This window comes from Streptomyces sp. NPDC048436, from assembly GCF_043200355.1.
Lineage (GTDB): Bacteria > Actinomycetota > Actinomycetes > Streptomycetales > Streptomycetaceae > Streptomyces.
The window spans coordinates 590,326-612,396 of the sequence record NZ_JBICXP010000003.1 but is presented as its reverse complement, the minus strand read 5'-3'; the positions used below and the strand labels follow the sequence as shown (position 1 = coordinate 612,396).

General features: G+C 70.0%; 19 protein-coding genes. 6 read left to right on the top strand and 13 right to left on the bottom strand.

Going from position 1 to position 22,071, the window contains the following annotated elements; genetic code table 11:
- Positions 1–24 precede the first annotated feature (24 nt).
- The 7 genes from ACGFX9_RS13705 to ACGFX9_RS13675 form a co-directional block, all read right to left on the bottom strand.
- Positions 25–1,284 (bottom strand): alpha-L-fucosidase, encoded by a 1,260-nt coding sequence (locus ACGFX9_RS13705; protein ID WP_393470490.1) that lies wholly within the window; start codon positions 1,282–1,284, stop codon positions 25–27.
- Positions 1,284–2,306, bottom strand: a complete 1,023-nt coding sequence (locus ACGFX9_RS13700; RefSeq protein WP_393469791.1) for an ABC transporter ATP-binding protein — start codon at positions 2,304–2,306, stop codon at positions 1,284–1,286. Before ACGFX9_RS13700 ends, ACGFX9_RS13705 begins: the two co-directional genes overlap by 1 nt.
- Positions 2,293–3,324, bottom strand: coding sequence for an ABC transporter ATP-binding protein (locus tag ACGFX9_RS13695; protein ID WP_393469789.1), 1,032 nt, complete (start codon positions 3,322–3,324; stop codon positions 2,293–2,295). Before ACGFX9_RS13695 ends, ACGFX9_RS13700 begins: the two co-directional genes overlap by 14 nt.
- Positions 3,321–4,241, bottom strand: coding sequence for an ABC transporter permease (locus ACGFX9_RS13690; protein WP_393469787.1), 921 nt, complete (start codon positions 4,239–4,241; stop codon positions 3,321–3,323). Before ACGFX9_RS13690 ends, ACGFX9_RS13695 begins: the two co-directional genes overlap by 4 nt.
- Positions 4,238–5,314, bottom strand: coding sequence for an ABC transporter permease (locus ACGFX9_RS13685; RefSeq protein WP_393469784.1), 1,077 nt, complete (start codon positions 5,312–5,314; stop codon positions 4,238–4,240). The genes ACGFX9_RS13690 and ACGFX9_RS13685 overlap by 4 nt, the downstream gene beginning before the upstream one ends.
- Positions 5,315–5,318: 4 nt before the next feature.
- On the bottom strand, positions 5,319–6,962 hold the full coding sequence (locus ACGFX9_RS13680) for an ABC transporter substrate-binding protein (protein ID WP_393469781.1): 1,644 nt from the start codon (positions 6,960–6,962) through the stop codon (positions 5,319–5,321).
- A gap of 81 nt (positions 6,963–7,043) precedes the next feature.
- On the bottom strand, positions 7,044–8,090 hold the full coding sequence (locus ACGFX9_RS13675; RefSeq protein ID WP_393469778.1) for a LacI family DNA-binding transcriptional regulator: 1,047 nt from the start codon (positions 8,088–8,090) through the stop codon (positions 7,044–7,046).
- A gap of 223 nt (positions 8,091–8,313) precedes the next feature.
- Between ACGFX9_RS13675 and ACGFX9_RS13670 the strand changes: the two genes are divergently transcribed.
- Both ACGFX9_RS13670 and ACGFX9_RS13665 read left to right on the top strand, forming a co-directional pair.
- Positions 8,314–10,287, top strand: a complete 1,974-nt coding sequence (locus tag ACGFX9_RS13670) for a hypothetical protein (RefSeq protein WP_393469775.1) — start codon at positions 8,314–8,316, stop codon at positions 10,285–10,287.
- 42 nt (positions 10,288–10,329) lie between these two features.
- Complete coding sequence (locus ACGFX9_RS13665) at positions 10,330–12,543, top strand: germacradienol/geosmin synthase (protein WP_393469772.1); 2,214 nt, start codon at positions 10,330–10,332, stop codon at positions 12,541–12,543.
- Here the strand turns inward: ACGFX9_RS13665 and ACGFX9_RS13660 are convergent.
- The gene (locus tag ACGFX9_RS13660) at positions 12,505–13,119 is read right to left on the bottom strand and encodes a TetR/AcrR family transcriptional regulator (RefSeq protein ID WP_393469769.1); all 615 of its coding nucleotides are present in this window, start codon (positions 13,117–13,119) and stop codon (positions 12,505–12,507) included. The two genes, ACGFX9_RS13665 and ACGFX9_RS13660, sit on opposite strands and share 39 nt — an antisense overlap.
- A gap of 89 nt (positions 13,120–13,208) precedes the next feature.
- Between ACGFX9_RS13660 and ACGFX9_RS13655 the strand changes: the two genes are divergently transcribed.
- On the top strand, positions 13,209–13,592 hold the full coding sequence (locus tag ACGFX9_RS13655) for a YrdB family protein (protein ID WP_393469766.1): 384 nt from the start codon (positions 13,209–13,211) through the stop codon (positions 13,590–13,592).
- A gap of 19 nt (positions 13,593–13,611) precedes the next feature.
- On the opposite strand, the gene ACGFX9_RS13650 is transcribed toward ACGFX9_RS13655, so the two are convergent.
- Complete coding sequence (locus ACGFX9_RS13650; RefSeq protein ID WP_393469763.1) at positions 13,612–15,261, bottom strand: cytochrome bc complex cytochrome b subunit; 1,650 nt, start codon at positions 15,259–15,261, stop codon at positions 13,612–13,614.
- A 140-nt stretch (positions 15,262–15,401) separates the two neighbouring features.
- On the opposite strand from ACGFX9_RS13650, the gene ACGFX9_RS13645 reads away from it, so the two are divergent.
- Positions 15,402–16,532: a methyltransferase gene (locus ACGFX9_RS13645; RefSeq protein WP_393469760.1), complete on the top strand. Its 1,131-nt coding sequence runs from the start codon at positions 15,402–15,404 to the stop codon at positions 16,530–16,532.
- Here the strand turns inward: ACGFX9_RS13645 and ACGFX9_RS13640 are convergent.
- The 3 genes from ACGFX9_RS13640 to ACGFX9_RS13630 all read right to left on the bottom strand — a co-directional run bounded on the left by ACGFX9_RS13640 (position 16,506) and on the right by ACGFX9_RS13630 (position 18,765).
- A complete protein-coding gene (locus tag ACGFX9_RS13640; RefSeq protein WP_393469756.1) occupies positions 16,506–17,606 on the bottom strand; it encodes an LLM class flavin-dependent oxidoreductase in 1,101 nt (366 codons plus the stop codon). The two genes, ACGFX9_RS13645 and ACGFX9_RS13640, sit on opposite strands and share 27 nt — an antisense overlap.
- Positions 17,606–18,145 (bottom strand): SRPBCC family protein, encoded by a 540-nt coding sequence (locus ACGFX9_RS13635; RefSeq protein WP_393469753.1) that lies wholly within the window; start codon positions 18,143–18,145, stop codon positions 17,606–17,608. The genes ACGFX9_RS13640 and ACGFX9_RS13635 overlap by 1 nt, the downstream gene beginning before the upstream one ends.
- A gap of 122 nt (positions 18,146–18,267) precedes the next feature.
- Positions 18,268–18,765, bottom strand: a complete 498-nt coding sequence (locus ACGFX9_RS13630; protein WP_393469750.1) for a winged helix-turn-helix transcriptional regulator — start codon at positions 18,763–18,765, stop codon at positions 18,268–18,270.
- A 148-nt stretch (positions 18,766–18,913) separates the two neighbouring features.
- On the opposite strand from ACGFX9_RS13630, the gene ACGFX9_RS13625 reads away from it, so the two are divergent.
- Together ACGFX9_RS13625 and ACGFX9_RS13620 are read left to right on the top strand one after the other, a co-directional pair.
- On the top strand, positions 18,914–19,774 hold the full coding sequence (locus tag ACGFX9_RS13625) for an AAA family ATPase (protein ID WP_393469747.1): 861 nt from the start codon (positions 18,914–18,916) through the stop codon (positions 19,772–19,774).
- Positions 19,771–21,186: a VWA domain-containing protein gene (locus ACGFX9_RS13620; protein ID WP_393469744.1), complete on the top strand. Its 1,416-nt coding sequence runs from the start codon at positions 19,771–19,773 to the stop codon at positions 21,184–21,186. Before ACGFX9_RS13625 ends, ACGFX9_RS13620 begins: the two co-directional genes overlap by 4 nt.
- A gap of 51 nt (positions 21,187–21,237) precedes the next feature.
- On the opposite strand, the gene ACGFX9_RS13615 is transcribed toward ACGFX9_RS13620, so the two are convergent.
- Complete coding sequence (locus tag ACGFX9_RS13615) at positions 21,238–22,068, bottom strand: ABC transporter ATP-binding protein (protein ID WP_393469741.1); 831 nt, start codon at positions 22,066–22,068, stop codon at positions 21,238–21,240.
- Positions 22,069–22,071: the final 3 nt, after the last annotated feature.

The window sequence follows — 22,071 nt, the reverse complement described above, 5'->3', positions numbered from 1 at the left end:
GTCAGGTGGGCCGACGAGGGGTGCTCAGTCGCGCGTATGCGCGCGGTACAGGTCCAGTTCGCGGTCGAGTTCGAGGGCGATAACCGTGCAGAGCGGATCGAGCACGTCGTCGGTGAGGTGGACGTACTCCCAGCCGGGTACGTCACCGAGGCCGCCGACCCGATCGTGCCGGACGGCGGTGTCCCTCCCCAGCACGCGGGCGGAGATCACGCCGTTGCGTACGCCGCGCACCACCACGTACTCGTTGGGCCGGTCGAAGAGGAACAGATACAGGGTGCGGCGGTCGGCGGAGAGCGTCGAAGGGCCGTAGAAGTGGCCGTGCGGCAGGCCTCGCACCGTGTCGTAGACGGCGGCGGCGTGCCGGGACGTCCACTCCCCCAGCGCTTCGAGCCGCTCGATCTGCTCGGGCAGCAGCGTGCCGTCCTCCTTCGGGCCGACGTCGAGCAGCAGATTGCCGCCGCCTCCGACTGCCTCGACGAAGATGCGGACGAGCTGACGGGGTGACTTGTGGTGGGCGTCCTGCGGCTGATACCCCCAGGAGTCGTTGACGGTGAGGCACAACTCCCATGGCTGGGCGGGCGGTTCGATCGGGACGCCCTGCTCCGGGGTGGCGTAGTCGCCATGACCGGTGAGGCGGCCGTTGACGACGGTGTGCGGCGACAGAGCGCGGATCTCCTCGGCGAGTTCCGCCATCCGCCACTGCTCGGGGCTGCGTTCCCACTCGCCGTCGAACCACAGCAGGTCCGGCTCGAAGCGCTCCAGGAGTTCCCGCACTTGTACGCGGTGGAAGGCGAGGAAGTCCGCCCACCTCGCCTCGTTCTCCTCCCCGGCTGCGGGCATCGAGTAGCGGTTGCCGCGCTCTGCCGGGTCCTGTCCATCGGGGCGCACGGTGGCGTAGTCGGGGTGTGACCAGTCCAAGTGGGAGTAGTACAGGCCGACTTTGATGCCACGGGCGCGCAGGGCGGCGACGTACGGAGTGATGAGGTCGCGGCCCGCCGGGGTGCGCTTGACCACCGACAGGTCGTTCGCCGCCGTGTCCCAGAGGGCGACCCCGTCGTGATGCTTGGCGGTCAGGACGGCGTAACGGGCGCCCGCCCGGACGAAGAGATCCGCCCAGGCCTCGGGGTCGTACGCGGAGGCGGTGAAACCGTCGAGCTGGGCCATGTAGCGGTCGTAGGGCACCTCGTCGTGGAAGAAGGACCAGGACTCGGCCACGCCGTCCACGCTGTAGATGCCCCAGTGGAGGAAGATGCCCAGCTTGGAATTCGTGAACCACGGCTGTATCACTGGAAGTTCTCCTCGTCGTAGCTCCAGCAGTGCGTCCACTGCCCGTCGTCGAAGTGCGTGCGCGGCGGGAAGGCCGTGGCGCAGACCGGCCTGGCGATCGGGCAGCGCGGGTGGAACCGGCAGCCGGTGGGCGGGTCGACGAGGCTCGGTGGTTCGCCGAGCGTCTCCTCGTCGTCGAGGACGTCCGGGGCGTCTGGTTCGTCGAGGAGTCCGCCGCGGTCCGGGTCGGGCGCGGACTCCAACAGGAGCCGGGTGTACGGGTGTCGGGGGTTCTCCACGATCGCGTCACTTGGACCCGACTCGACGAGCTGGCCCGCGTAGAGCACCTTGATCTCGTCGGCGAAGTAGCGGGCGCTTGCGATGTCGTGGGTGATGTAGAGGATCGCCAGGCCCTCGTCGTCACGGAGCCTGCCGAGCAGGTTGAGGATGTCGAGGCGGATGGAGACGTCCAGCATCGACACCGGTTCGTCGCCGAGCAGCACCTTGGGGCGGGCGGCGAGCGCGCGGGCGATGGCGACGCGCTGGCGCTGTCCGCCCGACAGCTCGTGCGGGAACTTGTCGATGAACTGGTCGGCAGGGGTGAGGTTGACCCGCTCCAGGAGGTCGGTGACCGCTTTCTCGGTCTCCGCCCTGCCCCGGACGTGTCCGTGCAGCCGCAGCGGGCGGCCGAGGATGTAGCGCAGCCGGTGCACCGGGCTGAGCGAGGAGAAGGGGTCCTGGAACACCATCTGCACCTGGCGGTAGTACGCCCGTTTGCCCTTGGCCGAGCGCGCCGCCGCCACCGGTGCGCCGTCGAGGCGGATCTCGCCCTCGCTCGGCGGGTAGCCGAGCGCGAGCAGCCGGGCGAGCGTGGACTTTCCGCTGCCGCTCTCGCCGACGAGGGCGGTGATGCGGCCCTGGTGGAGGGCGAGGGTGGTGGGTTCGACGGCGCGGACCACCTGGCCGTGCAGGCCCGGGCCGTGCAGGGGGAAACGTTTGGTGACCTCGCGGGCCTCAAGTACCGGTTCACCCAGGGACATTGGTGCTCCTCGGCTCGTGGCGTGCGGGGTCCAGGTGACGCTCGTCGTGGAGGTGACAGGCGACCTCGCCGCCCTCCCCGCCGAGCAGCGGCGGAACCTCTTCGTCGCAGGGGTCGAACCGCTTCGGGCAGCGCGGATGGAAGGGGCAGCCGGACGGTGGGGGCCGCAGGCCCGGCGGTGATCCGGGGATGCCGGTGATCTCGCGACGCGGCCCGTGCAGCGGCGGGAAGGCGCTGCGCAGGGCGGCGGTGTAGGGGTGCCGCGGGTCGGTGTACAGCTGCCTCGCCGGGCCGGTCTCGACGACGCGGCCCGCGTACATGACGGCGATCCGGTCGGCGATCTCGATGAGGAGGGACAGGTCGTGCGTGATGAAGATGACCGAGAACCCCAACTCCCTTTTCAGACGTGCAACTTGGCGCAGAATCTGGCGCTGCATCACCACGTCCACGGCTGTCGTCGGCTCGTCCATCACCACGAGGTCCGGTTCGCAGGCGAGCGCGAGGGCGATCGTCGCGCGCTGCCGCATGCCGCCGGACAGCTCGTGCGGGTAGGCCCGCACCCGGTCGGCGGGGATGCCGACCATGCCTAGCAGGTCCTCGGCCCGCTGCCAGGCCTTCGCCCGTGACAGGCCGCGGTGCAGCCGCAGGACGTCGGCGAACTGCGCGCCGAGCCGGTGTACCGGGTTCAGGGCGTTCATCGCGCTCTGGAAGACGATCGCGATGCGCTCCCAGCGCAGGGCGCGCAGTTCGCGTTCGCCGAGCCGCAGCAGGTCGACCGGGCCGCCCTCACCGTGGAAGTCCACCGTGCCGCCCGTCGTCACGGCCGGCGGACGTTCGAGGCGGGTCAGGGCCGTGACCAGGGTGGACTTGCCGCAGCCGCTCTCTCCTACGATCCCGAGGGTCTCCCCGCGGTAGAGGGTGAGGTCGACGTCGCGTACGGCGTGGACCGGCTCCGCCTGGTCGAAGTAGTCGACGCGCAGACCGCGCGCGGACAGGAGCACGTCCCGGCTGTCGTTCATCGCGCCTCCTCGGGTGTGCGCAGGGCAACCGCCGCGGCCCGTCGCCGTACCGCCCGGCTCGGCCTGCGCAGCCGGGGGTTGGCGATCTCGTCGATGCCGAAGTTGATGAGGCCCGCCGCGATGCCGACGACGGCGATGCACGCGCCGGGCGGGATGAACCACCACCAGGCGCCGCGCGCGAGTGCCGACGCGTTCTGCGCCCAGTAGAGCATCGAGCCCCAGCTGGTGAGGTTGATGTTGCCGAGGCCGATGAAGGAGAGCCCGGCGTCGGCGAACATCGAGAGGACCACGGCGGACAGGAAACTCGCCGAGATGAGCGGCGCCATGCTCGGGATCAGCTCGCGGGTGATGATCCACCAGCGGCTCTCGCCGGTCATCTCGGCGGCCGTCACGAAGTCCCGCCGCCGCAGCGAGAGCGTCTGCGCGCGTTTGCCGCGGGCGCCCCACGGCCAGGACGTGAGGCCGATGATGAGGGCCACCGTGAGCCAGCCCCCGCGCCCCTTGACGTAGCTGGCGACGATGATCAGCAGCGGCAGGCTGGGAATGACCAGGGCGATGTTCGTGCCCGCGGTGAGCAGCGCGTCCGGTGTGCCGCCCAGATAGCCGCCCGCGACGCCGACCAGCACCGACAGGGTGGTGGAGATGACGGCGGCGACCAGGCCCACGAGCAGCGAGACGCGGCTCCCCACGACCAGCTGGGCCAGCACGTCCTCGCCGGTGGCGGTCGTTCCCAACAGGTGCTCACCGGAAGGGGGTTGCATGCCGTCGGCGGTGTGGATGGCGGTGGCGGAGAGCCCGAAGACGTCCTCCACGAGGAAGGGTCCCGCCACCGTGAGCAGCGCGAGAAACGCGAGGATCGCGAGCCCGGCCCGCACCTTGCGGTTCTCCGGCAGGCGAGGTGCCATTTTGAGGTTCATGAGCGGCCCTCCCTGGCGCGCGGGTCGATCAGTCCGTACACGGAGTCGGCGAGGAAGTTCGCGGCGAGCACCGAGAGCGAGACCATCAGGAACAGCGCCTGCATCAGCGGATAGTCGACGCTGGCCACCGACTGGTAGAGCAGATAGCCGACGCCGGGATACGCGAAGACGGCCTCCACCAGGAGCTGTCCGCCGACCACGTTGCCGATGTTGATCGCGAAGCCCGCGACGCTGGGCAGGATCGCGTTGCGCGCCGCGTACCGGAACATCACCCGGCTCCTGCCGAGCCCCTTGGCGCGGGCCAGGAGCACATAGTCCTCGGAGACCGTCGTGATCATCATGTTCCGCATGCCGATGAACCACGTGGCCGACCAGCCGAGCGCGATGGTCAGCGCGGGCAGCGCGGCATGGCTGATGACACTGCCGATGAACGCGGCCGAGAAGCCGGGCGTCAGGTCCCCGTCGTACGCCCCGCCGGTCGGCAGCCACGCCAGTTGGAAGCCGAAGACGAGGACGAAGAGCAGGGCGATCCAGAAGGTGGGCAGCGCGTTGAGGAACATCGCGGCGGGCGTCGCCACGGAGTCCGTGCGCGAGCCCGCGCGGCCGCCCGCCATGATGCCGCCCGCGGTGCCGATGACGAAGGAGAGGACGGCGGTGATGCCGACGAGCCCGATCGTCCACGGCAGTGCCGCGCTGATGATCTCCCACACCGGCGTCGGGAAGAACGCCACCGAGAGCCCGAAGTCGAGGTGCGCCACCTGCCCGAGGTAGGTGACGTACTGGCTCCAGAGGGATTCGCCCGGGTCGCCGAAGAGCCGGTAGATGCTGGCGATCTGTTCCCCGCTGAGCGCCGAGCGGCCCCGCATCTGTGCGATGAGCGCGGAGGCGGGGTCACCCGGCATGAGCCGGGGCAACAGGAAGTTGAGCGTGATGGCGATCCAGGCGGCGGCGAGATAGAAGCCGAGCCGCTGCACGAAGTAGCGGGCGGCGCCGAGTCGCGGACGGCGCCCTCGCCGACCCTTCGGGCTCTCCCGCGCCGCGACCACAGCCACCGCTTCGGAGGAGGCCGTCATCCGCCTAGCCCGCCTTCACCGGGCGCAGCGACAGGACCGTCTGCACCATGTCGGTGGGTCCCGCCCAGGGGGCGGGGATGGCGTAGGGGTTCTTCTCGTCCGGCCAGCCGGTCCAGTTCTTGCTGCTGTACTGGGTGGAGGCGCCGTTCGTGATGAGCGGGGCGGCGGGCACCTCGTCGATCATCAGCTTCTCCAGCTTCGCGGAGAGCTTCTTGATGGTCGCGTCGTCCCCGGCGCGCTCCATGTCCTTGAGGATGCCGTCGGCCTTGGCGCTCTTGTAGTGGCCGTAGTTGGTCCAGATGCCGCCGTTCTCGCTGTGCAGCATGTCCTTGTAGAAGTTGTACGGCGTATTGTAGAAGACGGCGCCGCCGACCAGGACGTCGAACTTGGCCTCCTGGCGTGCCGTGTCGAGCTGCGCGCTCGCCACGGGTTCGACCTCGACCGCGATGCCGGCCTGCTTCAGCTGCTGGGCGAGGACCCTGTCGCGCTGGATGGCGTCGGCGAACTCGGTCACCTCCAGGATCTTGAAGCTGAGCTGCTTGCCGTCCTCGCCGACGAGCCTGCCGTCCTTCTTCTCGTATCCGGCCTTGGCGAACTCCTTCTCCGCCGCGGCGAGTTCGGGCTTGGGTTGCACGGCGTCCTGATACCGGGGGTCGATCCACTTGCCCTGCGTCTTGGAGTCGAGCCCGGTGAGGTTGAGCGGCTTGAACATGCCCGGGTTGCCTACGTCGGCGAGCTCGGAGCGGTTGACGGCGAGCGAGATGCCCTTGCGGACGTGGACGTCCTTGAAGGGTGCCTTCTTGTGGTTGAAGAACATGTAGGTGCCGCCGTAGGTGGGGTACCAGGCGTGGTGGTTCTTCGGGTCCTTCTGCACGTACGACTTCTTCACGTCGGGAACGGCACCGCCGCTCCACTCGACCTCGCCGCTGAGCAGCTTGCCTATCTCGGATGACGAGGCGACCACCGGCGCCTTGAGGGTCTTCACCGGGACCTTCTGCTTCCAGTAGTCGTCCCTGGCCTCGAAGGTGAGCTGCTGGGCCGCGTACCGCTTGAGCGTGTAGGGGCCGCTCGCCACCGGCTCGGGGTTGGTGAAGGTCTTGCCGTCCTTGCCCTTCCAGATCTTCTCCGGGACGGGGCGGATGGAGCCGATGCTGCGCAGGCGGGCGTAGCCGGGGGTGTCGAAGGTGATCACGACGGTGTGGTCGTCGGTGGCCGTCACCTTCTCGTAGTCGAACTTCCAGTCCACGGGCAGGTCCTGCTTGGTGACGTACTTCAGGGCGAAGACGACGTCCTTGGCGGTCAGCTTGGTGCCGTCGCTCCAGTTGGCGCGCTTGTCCAGATCGATGGTGATCTTCTTGCCGCCGTCGGACCAGGCGTACTTGGTGGCGAGCCAGGGGACGAACTTGCCGCCCTGGAGGGTGTTGAAGGAGAACAGCGGCTCGTACTGGAAGCCGAAGGTGCCCTGGCTCGCCTTGAGGGAGAAGGGGCTGAAGTTGCGGGGGATGGTGTTGCCGGAGAAGCCCATGTTCACGGTCAGCACGTCGGTGCCGCCGCCCCCGGAGGCGGCGGGGGTCGCCGAACAGCCTGCCGCGGTGACGGCGAGCGCGAGAGCGGCCGCGCCCGTGACGCCCAGTCTGGTCCACTTCATGGCGTTGATACCTCCGGTTGGCAACGTTGTCGGGCGAGCGGGGACTGTGCGGGTGCGTGGCCGGTCACGGAGCGGCGCGGGTCAGGGGGCGGCGCGGGCCGCGGTGCTGCCGCGCGCCTCCAAGTGCGGGAGTTCGTCCTGGACGCGTACGGCGGGGCCGCCGTCCAGGAGGGCGATCAGCTGCTCGGCGGCGTGCCCTCCGTAGAGGGCGGTGTCGCGGACGAGGGCGGTGAGCGCGGGGTGGGTGGAGCGGGTGAGGACGGAGTCGTCCCAGGCGACGATGGCCAGCCCTGCCGGAACGGCGATGCCGCGCTCGGCGGTGACGCCAAGACCGGCGACGGCCAGGACGTCGTTGTCGTAGACGATCGCGGTGGGCCGCGGGTCCCACGCCAGGACGCGGCGGGTCGCCTCGGCGCCCTGGGTGTCGGAGTAGTCCGTGGTGACCGAGTCCACGTCACGCAGCCCGCGCCGGTCGGCCTCCACCCGCAGGGAGTGGATGCGCCGCCGGGTGTGGGTGAGGTCGGGCAGGCCCGCGATGTGCGCGATGCGGCGGTGGCCGAGGGCGTACAGGTGGTCGACGATGGAGGCCATGGCGAGGGCGTCGTCGGCCCAGAGGTTGGAGATGCCGGAGTACTCGGTGTGCGGTTCCGGGAGGGTGCCCACGACGACCGCGGGAAGCCCCAGTTCGTCCAGGAGCGCGAGCCGCGGATCCGGCCCGCGCGGGTCGACGACGAGCATGCCGTCCACCCGGTGCTCGGCCCACCAGCGGCGGTAGACCGCGCACTCGGCGTCGATGTCCTCGACGACCTGGAAGAGCAGGCCGAGCTTGCGCCGTGAGAGCACCTCCTGGATCCCGGAGACCAGTTGGAGGAAGAACGACTCGACGCCGAGTGTCTTCGCCGGGCGCGCCAGGACGAGTCCGACGGTTCCTGAGCCCTCACCGGACAGCGCCCGGGCGGCGGCGCTCGGCTGCCAGCCGAGGTCTTCGGCGACGCGACGGACGCGGTCGCGGGTGGCCTCGGAGACTCCGGGCCGGCCGTTGAGCGCGAAGGAGACCGCGCTCTCCGATACACCGGCCCGCAGGGCGATGTCCTTGATGGTGGCGCGTCGGGCCGGGGTGCGGCGCATGCGTGACCTCCCCTCGCGTGGTGGCTGCCGACTGCTGACGGCCGGCAGCCGGACCGACCGCTGACGCTCGGCTAAAGCGCTTGAGGGCGAGCAGGCTAAAGCGCTAAAGGTGGCGGGGACAAGAGGGCGTAGGAATGGCAATTTTCGCGCTGCGAGGGGTATTGACGGGCACTCGTTTCTCCTTCACCCTCACCCGGATGAGCCCGACACCACTGGCCCCGCGATGAGCCCGGCAGCGGGCCATCAGCCCTTCATGCACGGGTACGACGCCGAGGCGCTGAAGTCCTGGAGTCCTGGAGTCGACCGCTGGGCGCGGTACTTCCGCTCGCGCGTGCCGCTTGCCCAGCGCATCGCGCCGTTCCCCGCCACCCAGGCGCGTCCCCGACTCCCCACCGGCGCCCAGGTGATGAACCTCTGCAACGACTACGACGGCGCCTTCTTCACCGCCCGCAAGTACGACGACGCCTTCGCCCGCCGCCTGCTCCGCTTCTGGCAGTACTCGGACTTCTACGGCTCCTGGCACGGTCTGCCGGTCGACGGCTCCCCCACCGCCGAACCGGAGCGCGTCGTACACGGCCTGATCAACCCGCCCAATCCCGCCTACACGGACGCGGCCCACCGCAATGGCGTGAGAAGTCTCGGATGCTGGTTCTGGCCGAGGCCGGGTGAGTTCGCCCCCTATCTCGAACGGTATGCGGACGGTTCGTTCCCGGTGGCGGACAAACTCATCGAGATGGCCGGTTACTTCGGATTCGACGGCTATTTCATCAATCATGAGGCAGAGACCCCGCCCGACGAGGCGAAGCGGCTGCGCGAGCTCCTCTCGTATCTTCGGTCGAGGGCTCCGGATGGCTTCCACCTCCAGTGGTACGACACGATCAGGCCCGACGGCGGCCTGGACTATCTCAACCACCTGAACGACGAGAACGCCCCCTGGCTGGAGTCGGCCGCCGACAGCTTCTTCGCCAACTACTGGATGACCGAGGCGGGGGTGGAGACGTCCCGGGTGACGGCGCTGCGCCTCGGCAGGGATCCGTACGAGACGGTCTTCCACGGCACGGAGAACGAGCAGTTCGGCTTCGATCCGGAGTACGACCCACGGCTGATCTTCCCCGACTCAGGGCCCGCCAGGACCAGTTGGGCCCTGTTCGGCTCGCACTTCGTCTGGGAGCTGCACCCCGGGCACGAGGATCCCGACGCTCAGGACGCCGTCTTCGAGCGGGAGCGGCAGTACTGGTCGGGCCCGGCCGGTGACCCCACGCGGACCGGCCGCATCCGCGCCCATGATCCCGGCGCCCCCGCTCCCGCCGACCCCGGCAAGTGGGACGGTGTGGCGCACTACATCGCCGAGCGGTCGGTGATCGGCGCGTTCCCCTTCGTGACGCGCTTCAACACCGGGCACGGCCGCGGCTTCTTCCTGGCGGGGCGCCGGGTCAGCGAGGCGGACTGGTACAACGCGTCGATCCAGGACGTGCTGCCCACCTGGCAGTTCTGGACGGAGGGCCCTGAGGGCGGCGCGGTTCCGCACTTCGACTACACGCGTGCGTACGACGGCGGCTCCTCGCTGCACATCCCGGGAGCCGCCACGGTCCGCCTCTACAAGACGGAGCTCGCGGTGCGCACGGGCGAGGAGACCGTCTCGCTCACCTATACGGGCAGCGCGCCGGAGGTGGGGATGCTCTTCGCCGACGCTCCGGACGACTGGGTGTGGCAGGCGTCGGCCGCGGGGCACGGAACGGGGTGGCGGACGTCGACCCGTTCACTCGCCGCATACCGCGGGCGCACGATCGCGGCTCTCGGCGTACGCACCGCGGCGCCCGTCAGCCTCGGTGAACTCGCCCTGCGTGATGGGCGGTTCGAGCCACCTCGGCGCCCGGCGGACTTCCAGGTAGACACCGCGTACGTCCAGGGCGACACCGCGGAGGTCTTTCTCTCCTGGCGCCTCGCGGATCCCGGGCAGGTCCGGCACTACGACCTGCACCGCGATCAGGAGTGGCTCGGCCGGATCTACGACGACGTGTACTACGTGAAGTCGCTGCGCAGAAGAGGCGAGGAGCCCTCGGCTGAACTGACCCTCACCCCGGTCGCCCCCGACGGAACGCGCGGGCAATCGGCCACGGCGTGTTTGAACTTCCGCGGATCACGCGTTGGTGTGACACCGCGGCGATCACCGCATCGGCCGCCTCCGCAGGGGTAGTGCTCCGCTGCCCGTACGTCGCCGCGCGAGGAGAAGCACCGTATGTCGCAGCCCTTCGAACTGCCCGTCTTCTACATGGATCATCCCGCCCGCCTCAATCCCCATGTGGAAGAGGCCAGGGAGCACTCCAGGAAGTGGGCGCGCGGCATGGGGATGCTGGAGGGCTCGGGCGTCTGGGAGCAGCGGGACCTGGACGCCCACGACTACGCCCTCCTGTGCGCGTACACCCACCCTGATTGTGACGGCCCCACGCTGTCCCTGGTCACCGACTGGTATGTGTGGGTGTTCTTCTTCGACGACCACTTCCTCGAACTGTTCAAGCGGACTCAGGACCGGGAGGGCGGCAAGGCCTATCTCGACCGGCTGCCCGCCTTCATGCCGATGGACCTGTCCACGCCCGTGCCGGAGCCGACGAATCCGGTCGAGGCGGGGCTCGCGGATCTGTGGGCGCGGACGGTGCCGTTCATGTCGAGGGGCTGGCGGAAGCGGTTCGCCGAGAGCACGGAGAACCTGCTCGACGAGTCCCTGTGGGAGCTCTCGAACATCAACGAGGGCCGGATCGCCAACCCCGTCGAGTACATCGAGATGCGCCGCAAGGTGGGCGGCGCGCCCTGGTCGGCGGGGCTCGTCGAGTACGCGACACGGGCCGAAGTCCCCGCTTCTGTCGCGGAGTCCAGGCCGTTGCGCGTCCTGAAGGAGACGTTCTCCGACGCCGTCCACCTCCGCAACGACCTCTTCTCCTACCAGCGTGAGATCGAGGACGAGGGGGAACTCTCCAACGGCGTCCTGGTCCTGGAGAAGTTCCTGAACTGCACCACGCAGGAGGCGGCGGACGCCGTGAACGACCTCCTGACCTCGCGGATGCAGCAGTTCGAGAACACGGCGCTGACCGAACTGGCCCCGCTCTTCGCCGAGAGTGGCCTGCCGCCCCGAGAGTGCGCGGACGTCCTCGCGTACGCGAAGGGCCTCCAGGACTGGCAGTCCGGCGGGCACGAGTGGCACATGGTGTCCAGCCGCTACATGAACAAGGGCGGCGCCACGCCCTCGCCGCTCGCGGGCCCCACCGGCCCCGGCACGTCGGCCGCCGGGATCAAGGCCCTGATCGCCGCCACGGGCGCGCAGCGGCTGCGCGGATACACACACGTCCCCTTCCAGCGGGTGGGCCCCTCACAACTGCCCGACTTCAACCTGCCGTTCGCTACGAGGCTCTCGCCCCACCTCGCGGCGGCGCGTCCGCGCACGGTGGAGTGGGCGGACCGGATGGGCATGCTCGCGCCGCAACCCGGAGTGCCTGGCTCCGGCGTCTGGGACACGCACAAGCTGTACGGCTACGACTTGCCGCTCTGCGCCGCCGGCCTTCATCCGGACGCGGACCTCGAAGCCCTCGACCTGGGCTCGCAGTGGCTGACCTGGGGGACGTACGGGGACGACTACTTCCCCGTGGTCTTCGGCAGGCCCCGCGACCTCGCGGGCGCCAAGCTCTGCAACGAACGGCTCTCCCTGTTCATGCCGCTGGACTTCGCCGACATGCCCGCGGCGACGAACGCCCTGGAGCGTGGCCTCGCCGACCTGTGGGTGCGCACGGCGGAGCCGATGGACCAGAGGGCGCGCCGCACCCTGCGCACCGCCAACGAGGTCATGACGGCCAGCTGGCTCTGGGAGCTGGACAACCAGGCCCAGAACCGCGTCCCCGACCCCGTCGACTACATCGAGATGCGCCGCCTCACCTTCGGCGCCCCGCTCACCATGAGCCTGTGCCGCCTGGGCCACGGCCCGCGGGTCCCGCAGGAGATCTACCGCTCGGGCCCGATGCGGAACCTGGAGAACTCTGCCGTCGACTACGCGGCGCTGATGAACGACGTCTTCTCGTACCGGAAGGAGATCGAGTACGAGGGTGAGATCCACAACGGCGTGCTCGTCGTCCAGAACTTCTTCGGCTGCGACTATCCGACGGCGCTCGGCATCATCGACGACCTGATGCGGTCTCGCCTGAGCCAGTTCCAGCACGTGGCGGCCCACGAACTCCCGGTCCTGTACGACGACTTCAACCTCCCCCAGGAGACCAGGGACATCCTCGACGGCTACGTACGCGAGCTGGAGAACTGGATGGCCGGCATCTACACCTGGCACCGCGACTGCCGCCGCTACCGCGAGGAGGACCTGTCGCACGGCCCACTGCCGGCCCCTTCGTGGATCGGCATGGGGGTGGCCCCGCGTCTACAGGGCGCGGGCTCCGGCCAGTACCTGGTCGACTAGTTCTGCCGCGTAGTCGCCGTCGAAGGGCTCGCCGGTGATCAGGAGCCGGTAGTAGACCGCGCCCGCCAACGCGTCGAAGAGCAGGTCGGGCCGGGCGTCGGGGCGGAGGTCCCCGCGCGCCCGTGCGCTCTCCAGGAGCGCGAGCGGCAGCGCGTTGCGGCGGGCGAAGAGCGCCCGTACGGCCTCTCCCACGTCCGGATGGCGGGCGGCGGCCGCGGTGATCTCCGCGACAAGGCCGGCCGACCGGTCGTCAGGCGTCGCGGGCCTGCCGACCCGGCGCATGCGGTCCAGGCCCGCGACGATCGCCGCGAGGTATGTCACCAGGTCGTGCCGGATGTCCCCGGTGTCCGTCACCGGGACATCGTCCTGGATCTTGGCGACGACGGCGACGACGAGGTGATCCTTGGTGGGCCAGCGTCGGTAGAGCGTGGTCTTGGCGACGCCTGCCCGCTGGGCCACCTCGTCCATCGAGTAGCGCTCGTACCCCCGCTCCAGGAGCAGCTCGTACGCCGCCGCGAGGATGCGGGCATCGGTGCCTTCGTCTCGGGGGCGGCCTCGTCGGGCAGTGGTGGTCATGGCCACCAATTTACTGGGCCTTCCCCTTTACGCAACGGCCGTAGCGTAATTAGTCTGCGTGCTCTCGACTTCCTGCACCTGGAGGCACGTTGACCACCACCGCCCTGGCCTACAACCCGGCCATGCTCCTGATCCGCTTCCTCTTCGAACTCTTCGCGCTCGGCTGCCTCGGCCTGTGGGCGTGGCGCAGGACACCATCGCCCTGGCGCTGGCCGGCCATGGTCGCGTTACCCGTCTTCGTCGGCTGGGCCTGGGGCGCCTTCGCCGTCTCGGATGACGCGTCACGCTCGGGCGAGACCGACTACGAGACACCAGGGCCGCTGCGGCTGCTCCTCGAACTCGCCGTGTTCTTCGGGGCCGTCGCGGCCCTCTACCACCTGGAGATCCGCCGGACCGCCCGCTGGTCCCTCATCGCCCTCATCGTCTACCACGTCCTCGCCTACGACCGGGTGTGGTGGCTCCTGACGAAGTAGAGCCTTCTCTCCCCCACCGTCAGTGGTGCCCGTCCCCGCCGCCCTGCTGGATCTCCAGGTACTCCTCGGGGGTCGCCTTGGGTACCTGGGCCGATGGTCCGTACATGGCCCGGCCGAGGCGTGCTCGCACTCGCTCGCCCCGGGTGACCTTGCGCGGTACGCCGTTCGCGTCGACCAGCTCTCCCAGCTCGTACGGCTTGGGCTGCTCGTGCGCGGTCAGGGTGTACAACTCGCCTTGCGAAAGGGGGACATGGACTTCCACGTACTCACCGTGCGGCAGCCGTTTGACCGTGCCGCTCTCCCGGCCGTGCAGCGCCTTCTCGCGGTCGCGCAGCTGTAGCCCCATGCACCACCGGTGCGTGACGAAGAAGGCGAGCACCGGCGCCGCGAAGAAGGCGACCCGCACGAACCATGTGATCGAGTTGATGGAGAGATGGAAGTGCGTGGCCCACAGGTCGTTGCCGCCGCCGACCATCAGCACACCGAACAGCGTCAGCCAGGCCACGCCGAGCCCGGTGCGCACGGGAGCGTTGCGCGGGCGGTCCGCTATGTGGTGCTCCCGCTTGTCGCCGGTGACCCAGGACTCGATGAACGGATAGACGCCGATGGCCACCATGATCAGCGGGAAGAGCGAGAACGGGATGAAGACGCCGAGCTGGAGCGTGTGCCCCCAGGCGTTGATCTCCCAGCTGGGCATCACCCGGATCAGGCCCTCGGAGAAGCCCAGATACCAGTCGGGCTGAGCGCCGGTGGAGACCAGATCGGGGCGGTAGGGGCCCATCGCCCACACGGGATTGATGGTGGCGATCGCGCCCATGATCGCCAGGACACCGAAGACGAGGAAGAAGAAGCCGCCCGCCTTGGCGATGTAGATGGGCAGGAAGGGCGCTCCGACCACGTTCTTCTCGGTCTTCCCGGGCCCGGCGAACTGGGTGTGCTTGTGGTAGAAGACCAGGATCAGATGGGCCACGACCAGGCCCAGCATGATCCCCGGCAGCAGCAGCACATGCACGCTGAAGAGCCGCGGAATGATGTCGTCACCGGGGAACTCTCCGCCGAAGAGGAAGAAGGAGAGATACGTCCCTACGACCGGTACGGAGAGGATCGCGCCCTGCGCGAAGCGGATGCCGGTTCCGGAGAGCAGATCATCCGGGAGAGAGTAACCGGTTAGACCGGTTATGATTCCGAGGAACAGCAGCGTCCAGCCGAAGACCCAGTTGACCTCGCGCGGCTTGCGGAAGGCGCCGGTGAAGAACACCCGCATCATGTGCACAAGCATCGCGGCGACGAAGACGACGGCCGCCCAGTGGTGGATCTGCCGGATCAGCAGGCCCCCGCGCACTTCCATGCTGATGTCGACCGTGGACTCGAACGCCCGGGTCATCTGGATGCCCTTGAGCGGGGTGTAGACGCCGTCGTAGACGACTTCGGCGCCGCTCGGCTCGAAGAAGAGGGTGAGATAGACGCCGGTGAGGATAAGGATCAGGAAGCTGTAGAGGCAGATCTCGCCGAACATGAAAGACCAGTGGTCCGGAAAGATCTTGCGCATCTGGCTCTTGGCCAGAGTGTTGATGCCGAGGCGGCCGTCCGCCCAGTCGGCGACCCGCTCCCCCTTGCCGGCCGGGGCCGGTCGTTTGCTGTCCCCGGTGTGCTCGACGCTTCCGCTCATGCATCTCCCCCTAAGACGGATACCAGGGTAGATCCAGGGGTTCGGACAGCCAACAGCGCCTACAGGACCGGGAGTTGACGATCAAGGGGCACGCTGGTCGGCCTTCCGCGCCCCGCACGTTCACTGACTGAGGAGTACCTGTGTCCGAGATCCACTGGACCGACGGCGACACCGAGCACACCGCCCGCTGGCATTCCGAGACCGGGCTGCCGGCGCCCGGCCATGTCGTCACGGCCGACGACCGCATGAACGCGTCCACCGCCCACCGCCTCGCCTGCGAGGGGACCGCTCTGCTGTGGCAGGGCGACTACCACCAGGCGCGCCAGCTGCTCCTGGCGATGGGCCGCCGCGTCGACCGCAAAACCCCCTCCGCGGCTCCGTCGCCGACGGCGGCCTTCCACCTCCAGCGCCGCGCGAGCGGCCACCGGGCCCGCGTGCTCGGCAGGCTCCTCGTGCCCCTGGGCGCGGACTACACGCTGTCGCTGCGCAGGGCGCCGGACATCAGGGCCGCCTGCGAGGAGGCGTACGGCGCGCCCCGGCCGACCCCCTCGGTGGTCTCGCTTCGGGAGCTGCTCGGTGTGATCGGCGCGCATCAATGGCGTACGAAGGGGGTGGACGTCCCCGCGCTCGACGCCCGGATCCACCCGCACTACGGGGTGTTCTCGCCCGTCAGGGGTGAGTACGTCGATCTGGTGGCGCAGGCACCGCTGCCCTCCCCCGCCGCACAGGGCGGACCGGCCTTCGACCTCGGCACCGGGACCGGGGTCCTCGCCGCTGTCCTGGCCCACCGAGGCATCTCCCACGTCGTGGCCACCGACAACAATCCTCGTGCGGTGGCCTGCGCCCGCGCCAACATGAGCCGCCTCGGCTTCACGGACCAGGTGGAGATCACCACCGGCGGAGAGCTCTTCCCGCCCGACCGCGCCGCCGTCATCGTATGCAACCCGCCCTGGCTCCCCGCGAAGCCCAACTCGGCGCTGGAACAGGGTGTGTACGACCCCAAGGGCGCCATGCTCCACGCCTTCCTCACGGGGTTGGCCGCTCACCTCCTGCCGGGCGGCGAAGGCTGGCTGATCATGTCGGACCTGGCCGAACACCTGGGCCTGCGCGCCCCCGACGAACTGCGCTCCGCCATCGCGGCGGCGGGCCTGCGCGTCGCGGACCGTCTCGACACCAAGCCCCGCCACCCGCGGGCGTCCGACCCCACGGACCCGCTGCACACGGCCCGCGCGGCGGAGGTCACGTCACTGTGGCGTCTGACGGCCGTCTGACGGCCGATCGGTAGCCGCGCCGGGCCGCCCGTCCACCTCCCGCACCAGGTCGAGCGCCCGGCCCAGAGTCGTGAGCCGCGCCTCCAGGCTCTCGCCCGCCGGATAGAAGCGGACGGTGTCCACGCCCGCGGCACGCCACACCCCCAGCCGTTCGCGGACCATGTCCTCGGTGCCGATGAGGGTGGTGGCCAGGACCATCTCGTCGGTGACCAGGTCCGCCGCGCCGTCACGGTCACCGGCCTGCCACCGCTCGCGGACCTCGGCGGCGGTCTCGGCCCAGCCCTGCCTGCTGTAGGCGTTGTTGTAGTAGTTCGTGGTGGAGGAGCCCATCCCGCCCAGGCTGAAGGCGAGTTCCTTCTTGCGGCCCGCGACCATCGCGCGCAGCGCCTCCTCGTCGTCGGCGAAGGCCACTTCGGCGCCTTGGCAGATGTTCAGGTCGAAGCGGGTGCGCCCGGAGGCGGCCAGGCCCGCGTCCAAGTGGTCGAAGTAGGCCTCCTTCGCGCCCTCCGGTACGAAGCTTGTGCCGAGCCAGCCGTCGGCGATCTCGCCGGTCAGGTGCAGCATCTTGGGCGAGAGAGTGGCCAGGTAGATGGGGAGTTCGTGCTCGGCGCGCATCGACAGGCGCATGGGCTTCGCCTCGCCGCCGGGCAGCGGGATGGTGAACTCCCGTCCCGCGTACGAGATCTTCTCGCCCGTGGCCGCCTGGCGGACGATCTCCACGGTCTCCCGCATCCGGGTCAGGGGCCGCGCGAACGGCACTCCGTGCAGCCCCTCGATCACCTGCGGTCCCGACGGTCCGAGGCCGAGGATGAAGCGGCCGTCGGAGATGTTCGAGAGGGTGATCGCCGCTCGGGCGATGGCCGCAGGGGTGCGGGTCGCGAGCTGGATGATGGCGGAGCCGAGCAGCATGCGTTCCGTGCGCGCTGCCAAGTAGCCGAGCGGGGAGGGGGCTTCGGAGCCCCATGCCTCCGCCACCCAGCAGATGTCCATGCCCAGCTTCTCGGCCTCGGTGACGAAGTCGACGGTCTCCCGCCAGTTCGCCCCGGATGCCTCGATCGTCGTCGACGTACGCATCAGGCGTCCCGCCCTTCGGAGGAGATGGCGGCGCCTTCAGCCAGCCGCTTGATCGCGTCCAGGGTCGTCGCCATGTTCCGCTCGAACTCCCGCATCCGTACGAAGACGATCTTCTGTTCCTTCTCCGGCATCCGGTCGATCGCGTACGACAGGCCCGACCGGCCGGGCCCCATCCGCATCCACTGGGTCAGCTCGGTGCCGCCGTCGTCCGCCGCCCGGAGGGTGAACCGCCATACGGCGCTCGGCCGTTCGGGGTCCTCGACGGCCCAGGCGAACACGTGCGGCGCCTCGCACTCGACGACGTACGACGTGGTCTGCCACTCACCGAAGGACGCGTGCTCGCTCCGGCCGACGAACCGGGCGCCGCACGCGGGCCGGGTCGCCCCGCCGAGCCACTCGACCGACCTCAGTTCCGCGCTCAGCGTGGGCATCAGGGCGATGTCGGAGACGAGCTCCCATACGCGTTCCGGTGAGGCCGCGATGTGTCTGCTCACCTCGGCCGTCGGCCGGTCCGCGTAGCGCGCGCCTGTCCACTCCATCGTGGTTCGCCTCTCTGTCGCCCTCGTCCTCGTCCTTGCCTCGCCGACCATGAGAGTTGCGTAGATAGACTCACTCGTCAAGGGTCGACTCGCATGCCTTTGCCGCGCGGAGGGGGCGGGTTTCAGCCGCTGAAGCGTTCCCGGATGTCCGGTCGTGCGGCCAGGCGCTCCGGATAGCCGGGGCCGAGGCGCGGATGCGTGTCCGCGGCCGACATCGGCTCCTTGCAGTGGGAGCAGACCACCTCGGCCGCCCCCTCGTGCCCGCAGCGGTCGTGCTCGAAGACGACCGGCGCGCCCTCGTCGCCGCTCAGCCAGCGGTTGCCCCAGCTGTTCATCACCGCGAGGACGCCGAAGAAGTCGCGGCCCTTTTCCGTGAGGACGTAGTCGTAGCGCACCGGCTCGCTCTGATAGGCGCGCTTCTCCATCAGCCCCTCGTCGACCAGGCGGCGCAGCCGGTCGGTCAGGGTGTTGCGCGCGATGCCGAGCTCCTGCTGGAAGGCGTCGAACCGCTTGATGCCGTAGAACGCCTCGCGCAGCACGAGCGGCGTCCACCAGTCGCCGAGCAGGTCCATGGTGCGGGCGATGGAGCAGGGCCAGTCGGCAAAGGAGGTCCGCCTCATGCCGCAAGGATACGAGAGGCACGCTCACGTGACGTTCGACGCAAACATGGCGGCCCCGTTGTGGGGAGGACCGCAGCGCTGATCAAGTGGCCGAAGCCGTTGTGCGCGACGCGCGCGCACGTCGCACCCTGCCCAGCCGGAGGCTCCGTTGCTCTTCTCATCCGTGGACGATGTCGCCACACGGCTCGCCGAGACCGGCTATCTGGCCTCGCCGGCCGTCGCCACCACCGTCTTCCTGGCCGACCGCCTGGGCAAGCCGCTCCTCGTGGAGGGCCCGGCAGGTGTCGGCAAGACCGAGCTGGCCAAGGCCGTCGCGCAGGTCGCGGACGCGCGCCTGGTCCGGCTCCAGTGCTATGAGGGCGTGGACGAGTCCCGCGCGCTGTACGAGTGGAACCACGCCAAGCAGCTCCTCCGCATCACCGCGGGCCGCGACGAGTCGTGGGACGAGACGCGCACGGACATCTTCAGCGAGGAGTTCCTGCTCCCGCGCCCGCTGCTCACCGCCATCCGCGGCAGCGACCCGAAGGTGCTCCTGATCGACGAGACCGACAAGGCGGACGTCGAGGTGGAGGGGCTGCTCCTCGAAGTGCTGAGCGACTTCCAGATCACGGTCCCCGAGCTGGGCACCATCTCCGCGACACGCCGCCCGTTCACGGTCCTCACGTCCAACGCCAGCCGTGAGCTCTCCGAGGCGCTGCGCCGCCGCTGCCTCTTCCTCCACATCGGCTTCCCCGATGAGGAGTTGGAGCGCCGCATCGTCCGGCTGAAGGTGCCGGGCCTCGACGAGGCGCTCGCGCGGTCCGTGGTCCGCGTGGTCGGCGCGCTGCGCGCGATGGACCTGCGGAAGGTCCCGTCGGTCGCGGAGACCATCGACTGGGCCCATACGCTGCTCGCGCTCGGGGCCGACTCCCTCGACGAAGGCGTCGTACGCGACAGTCTCGGCGTCGTCCTCAAGCACCAGGAGGACGTGCTGAAGGCGGCGGCCAAGCTGGACCTGGACGCCGTGTGACCGCCGCGTCGGCCGCCGGGGTCCCGGAGCGCCTGACCGCACTCGTGCAGGCGCTGCGCTCGCACGGCATCCGGATCGGCACCGGCGAGACGGTGGACGCCGGGCAGGCCCTGGAAGCACTCGGCCTCGCCGACCGGGAGCGGGTACGGGAGGGGCTCGCCGCCGCGCTGCTGCACAGCGAGGGGCAGCGGCCGGTGTTCGATCCGGTCTTCGAGCTGTACTTTCCGCGCGGGATCGGGGCGCCTGACGCGCTGGGCGGCTCCAGCGACTCGGGCCGGGGCTTCGACAGGGACGACCTGCGTGACCGGCTGGTCGCCGCGCTCGCCGCTGACGACCAGGCGCTGCTCGCCCAGTTGGCGGCCGAGGCGGTGGACGGCATGGGCGGATACGGAACGCGGCCCGGGTCGGGAGGCACAGGAGGCTCGGACGGGTGGTCGTCACACCAGACGCTGTCCCGGCTCCGCCCTGAGACCCTGCTGGCCCGCGTCCTCGCCGGCATCCGCCAGGGATCCGCCGAATCCGCCGAAGGCGAGTTCACCGACCGGCTCACCGCCGACGAGATCCGCCGCCGCATCGAGAACTTCCGCGCGCTCGTGGGCACCGAGGCGCGCCGCCGGGTCGCCGAGCGGCGCGGGACGGACGAGATCGCCCGGCGCGCCATCGCCCCGACCGCCGACCGGGTCGACTTCCTGGTCGCGGGCCGCGCCCAGCTCGACGAACTGCGCAGGAGCGTCCAGCCGCTGGCCCGCAAGCTGGCGACGCGCCTCGCCGCGCGCCGCCGCCGCGCCGCTCGCGGCCGGATCGACCTGCGCAGAACGCTGCGCGGTTCGCTGTCCACGGGCGGCATCCCGATGCGCCCGGTGCTGCGGCGGCGCCGCCCCGCACGCCCCGAACTGGTCCTGCTCTGCGATGTGTCCGGTTCGGTGGCGGGCTTCGCCAACTTCACGATGCTGCTCGTCCAGGCGCTGCACGACCAGTTCAGCAAGGTGCGGGTCTTCGCCTTCGTCAACCGGGTCGACGAGGTCACCGACCTCATCGCGCGGGGCACGGCCGACCCCGAGGGCCTGGGCAGCCGGATCATCTCGGGAGCGGCCGTCACGGGCTACCACGGCAGCAGTGACTACGGCTCCGCCCTGGGCGAGTTCGCTGAGCGGTACGCCGACGCGGTCACCTCACGCTCCACGGTCTTCTTGCTCGGCGACGCCCGCACGAACATGAGCGACCCGAACGTCCCCGCCCTGCGCGCCGTCGCGGCCCGCGCCCGCCAGGTGTACTGGCTCAACCCCGAGCGCCGCGCCCAGTGGCAGACGGGCGACTCGGCGGCCGGCACCTACGCCGAGCTTGTCGAGATGTACGAGTGCCGCAATGTCCGGCAGCTCAGCGCCCTGATCACCCGGCTGCTGCCGGTCTGAGCGGGTGGGTGGGTGGCGGGGAGGACGCGTGGCCGGCGGCGGGCTTCGCGGTCAGCCGGTCGGCGTTTTCGTAGGCTCCGTCGTTGTCGCCTTCGTAGTCGCCTTCGCGTTCAGTGTCGGTACGACGACCGGGGAGCCGTCGCCCGGCGCTTCGAGGATGTCCGCGTCGATCCCGTACAGCTCCTTGACCAGCGCGGCGGTCACCACCTCACGGGCCGGGCCGTTCGCGACGACCTTGCCCGCGTTCATGGCGATCACGGTGTCGGCGTAGCGGGCGGCGCTCGCGAGGTCGTGCAGGACCATGACGACGGTGCGGCCGGCGGCGGCCACTTCCCGGACCAGGGAGAGGACTTCGACGGCGTGGCCGAGGTCGAGCGCGCTGGTGGGCTCGTCGAGCAGCACGATCGGTGTCTGCTGGGCCAGGACCATCGCCAGCCAGCAGCGCTGCCGCTGGCCGCCGGAGAGGTGGTCGAGGCGGCGCGTGGCGAGGTCCGTCGTACCGGTGGCTTCGAGTGCGTCGCGCACGGCGGTCTCGTCCTCCCGCGACCACTGGCGGAACAGGCCCTGGTGCGGGTGGCGGCCGTAGCGGACGAGCCCGGCGACGGTGACCGCCTCGGGGGCCTGCGGTGACTGGGCGAGCAGCGCGATGCGGTGGGCGGCGCGGCGCTGGGTGAGCCGCCACACGTCCTCGTCCCCGGCGCGCACAGTGCCCGAACTGGGCTTGTGGAGGCGGGAGATGGAACGCAGCAGGGTCGACTTGCCGCAGCCGTTGGGGCCGACGATGGCGGCGACCTGCCCGCTGGGGATGGTCAGGTCGACGCCGTCCACGGCGGCCGTGTGGCCGGGGTAGCCGGAGGTGAGCGCCTCGACGGTCAGTTGCACGGG

Excerpts from the sequence above, each read along its gene's own strand:
- ACGFX9_RS13700 (WP_393469791.1), bottom strand. The coding sequence starts at position 2,306 with ATGTCCCTGGGTGAACCGGTACTTGAGGCCCGCGAGGTCACCAAACGT.
- ACGFX9_RS13695 (WP_393469789.1), bottom strand. The coding sequence starts at position 3,324 with ATGAACGACAGCCGGGACGTGCTCCTGTCCGCGCGCGGTCTGCGCGTC.
- ACGFX9_RS13690 (WP_393469787.1), bottom strand. The coding sequence starts at position 4,241 with ATGAACCTCAAAATGGCACCTCGCCTGCCGGAGAACCGCAAGGTGCGG.
- ACGFX9_RS13685 (WP_393469784.1), bottom strand. The coding sequence starts at position 5,314 with ATGACGGCCTCCTCCGAAGCGGTGGCTGTGGTCGCGGCGCGGGAGAGC.
- ACGFX9_RS13680 (WP_393469781.1), bottom strand. The coding sequence starts at position 6,962 with ATGAAGTGGACCAGACTGGGCGTCACGGGCGCGGCCGCTCTCGCGCTC.
- ACGFX9_RS13675 (WP_393469778.1), bottom strand. The coding sequence starts at position 8,090 with ATGCGCCGCACCCCGGCCCGACGCGCCACCATCAAGGACATCGCCCTG.
- ACGFX9_RS13670 (WP_393469775.1), top strand. The coding sequence starts at position 8,314 with ATGAGCCCGGCAGCGGGCCATCAGCCCTTCATGCACGGGTACGACGCC.
- ACGFX9_RS13665 (WP_393469772.1), top strand. The coding sequence starts at position 10,330 with ATGTCGCAGCCCTTCGAACTGCCCGTCTTCTACATGGATCATCCCGCC.
- ACGFX9_RS13660 (WP_393469769.1), bottom strand. The coding sequence starts at position 13,119 with ATGACCACCACTGCCCGACGAGGCCGCCCCCGAGACGAAGGCACCGAT.
- ACGFX9_RS13650 (WP_393469763.1), bottom strand. The coding sequence starts at position 15,261 with ATGAGCGGAAGCGTCGAGCACACCGGGGACAGCAAACGACCGGCCCCG.
- ACGFX9_RS13640 (WP_393469756.1), bottom strand. The coding sequence starts at position 17,606 with ATGCGTACGTCGACGACGATCGAGGCATCCGGGGCGAACTGGCGGGAG.
- ACGFX9_RS13635 (WP_393469753.1), bottom strand. The coding sequence starts at position 18,145 with ATGGAGTGGACAGGCGCGCGCTACGCGGACCGGCCGACGGCCGAGGTG.
- ACGFX9_RS13630 (WP_393469750.1), bottom strand. The coding sequence starts at position 18,765 with ATGAGGCGGACCTCCTTTGCCGACTGGCCCTGCTCCATCGCCCGCACC.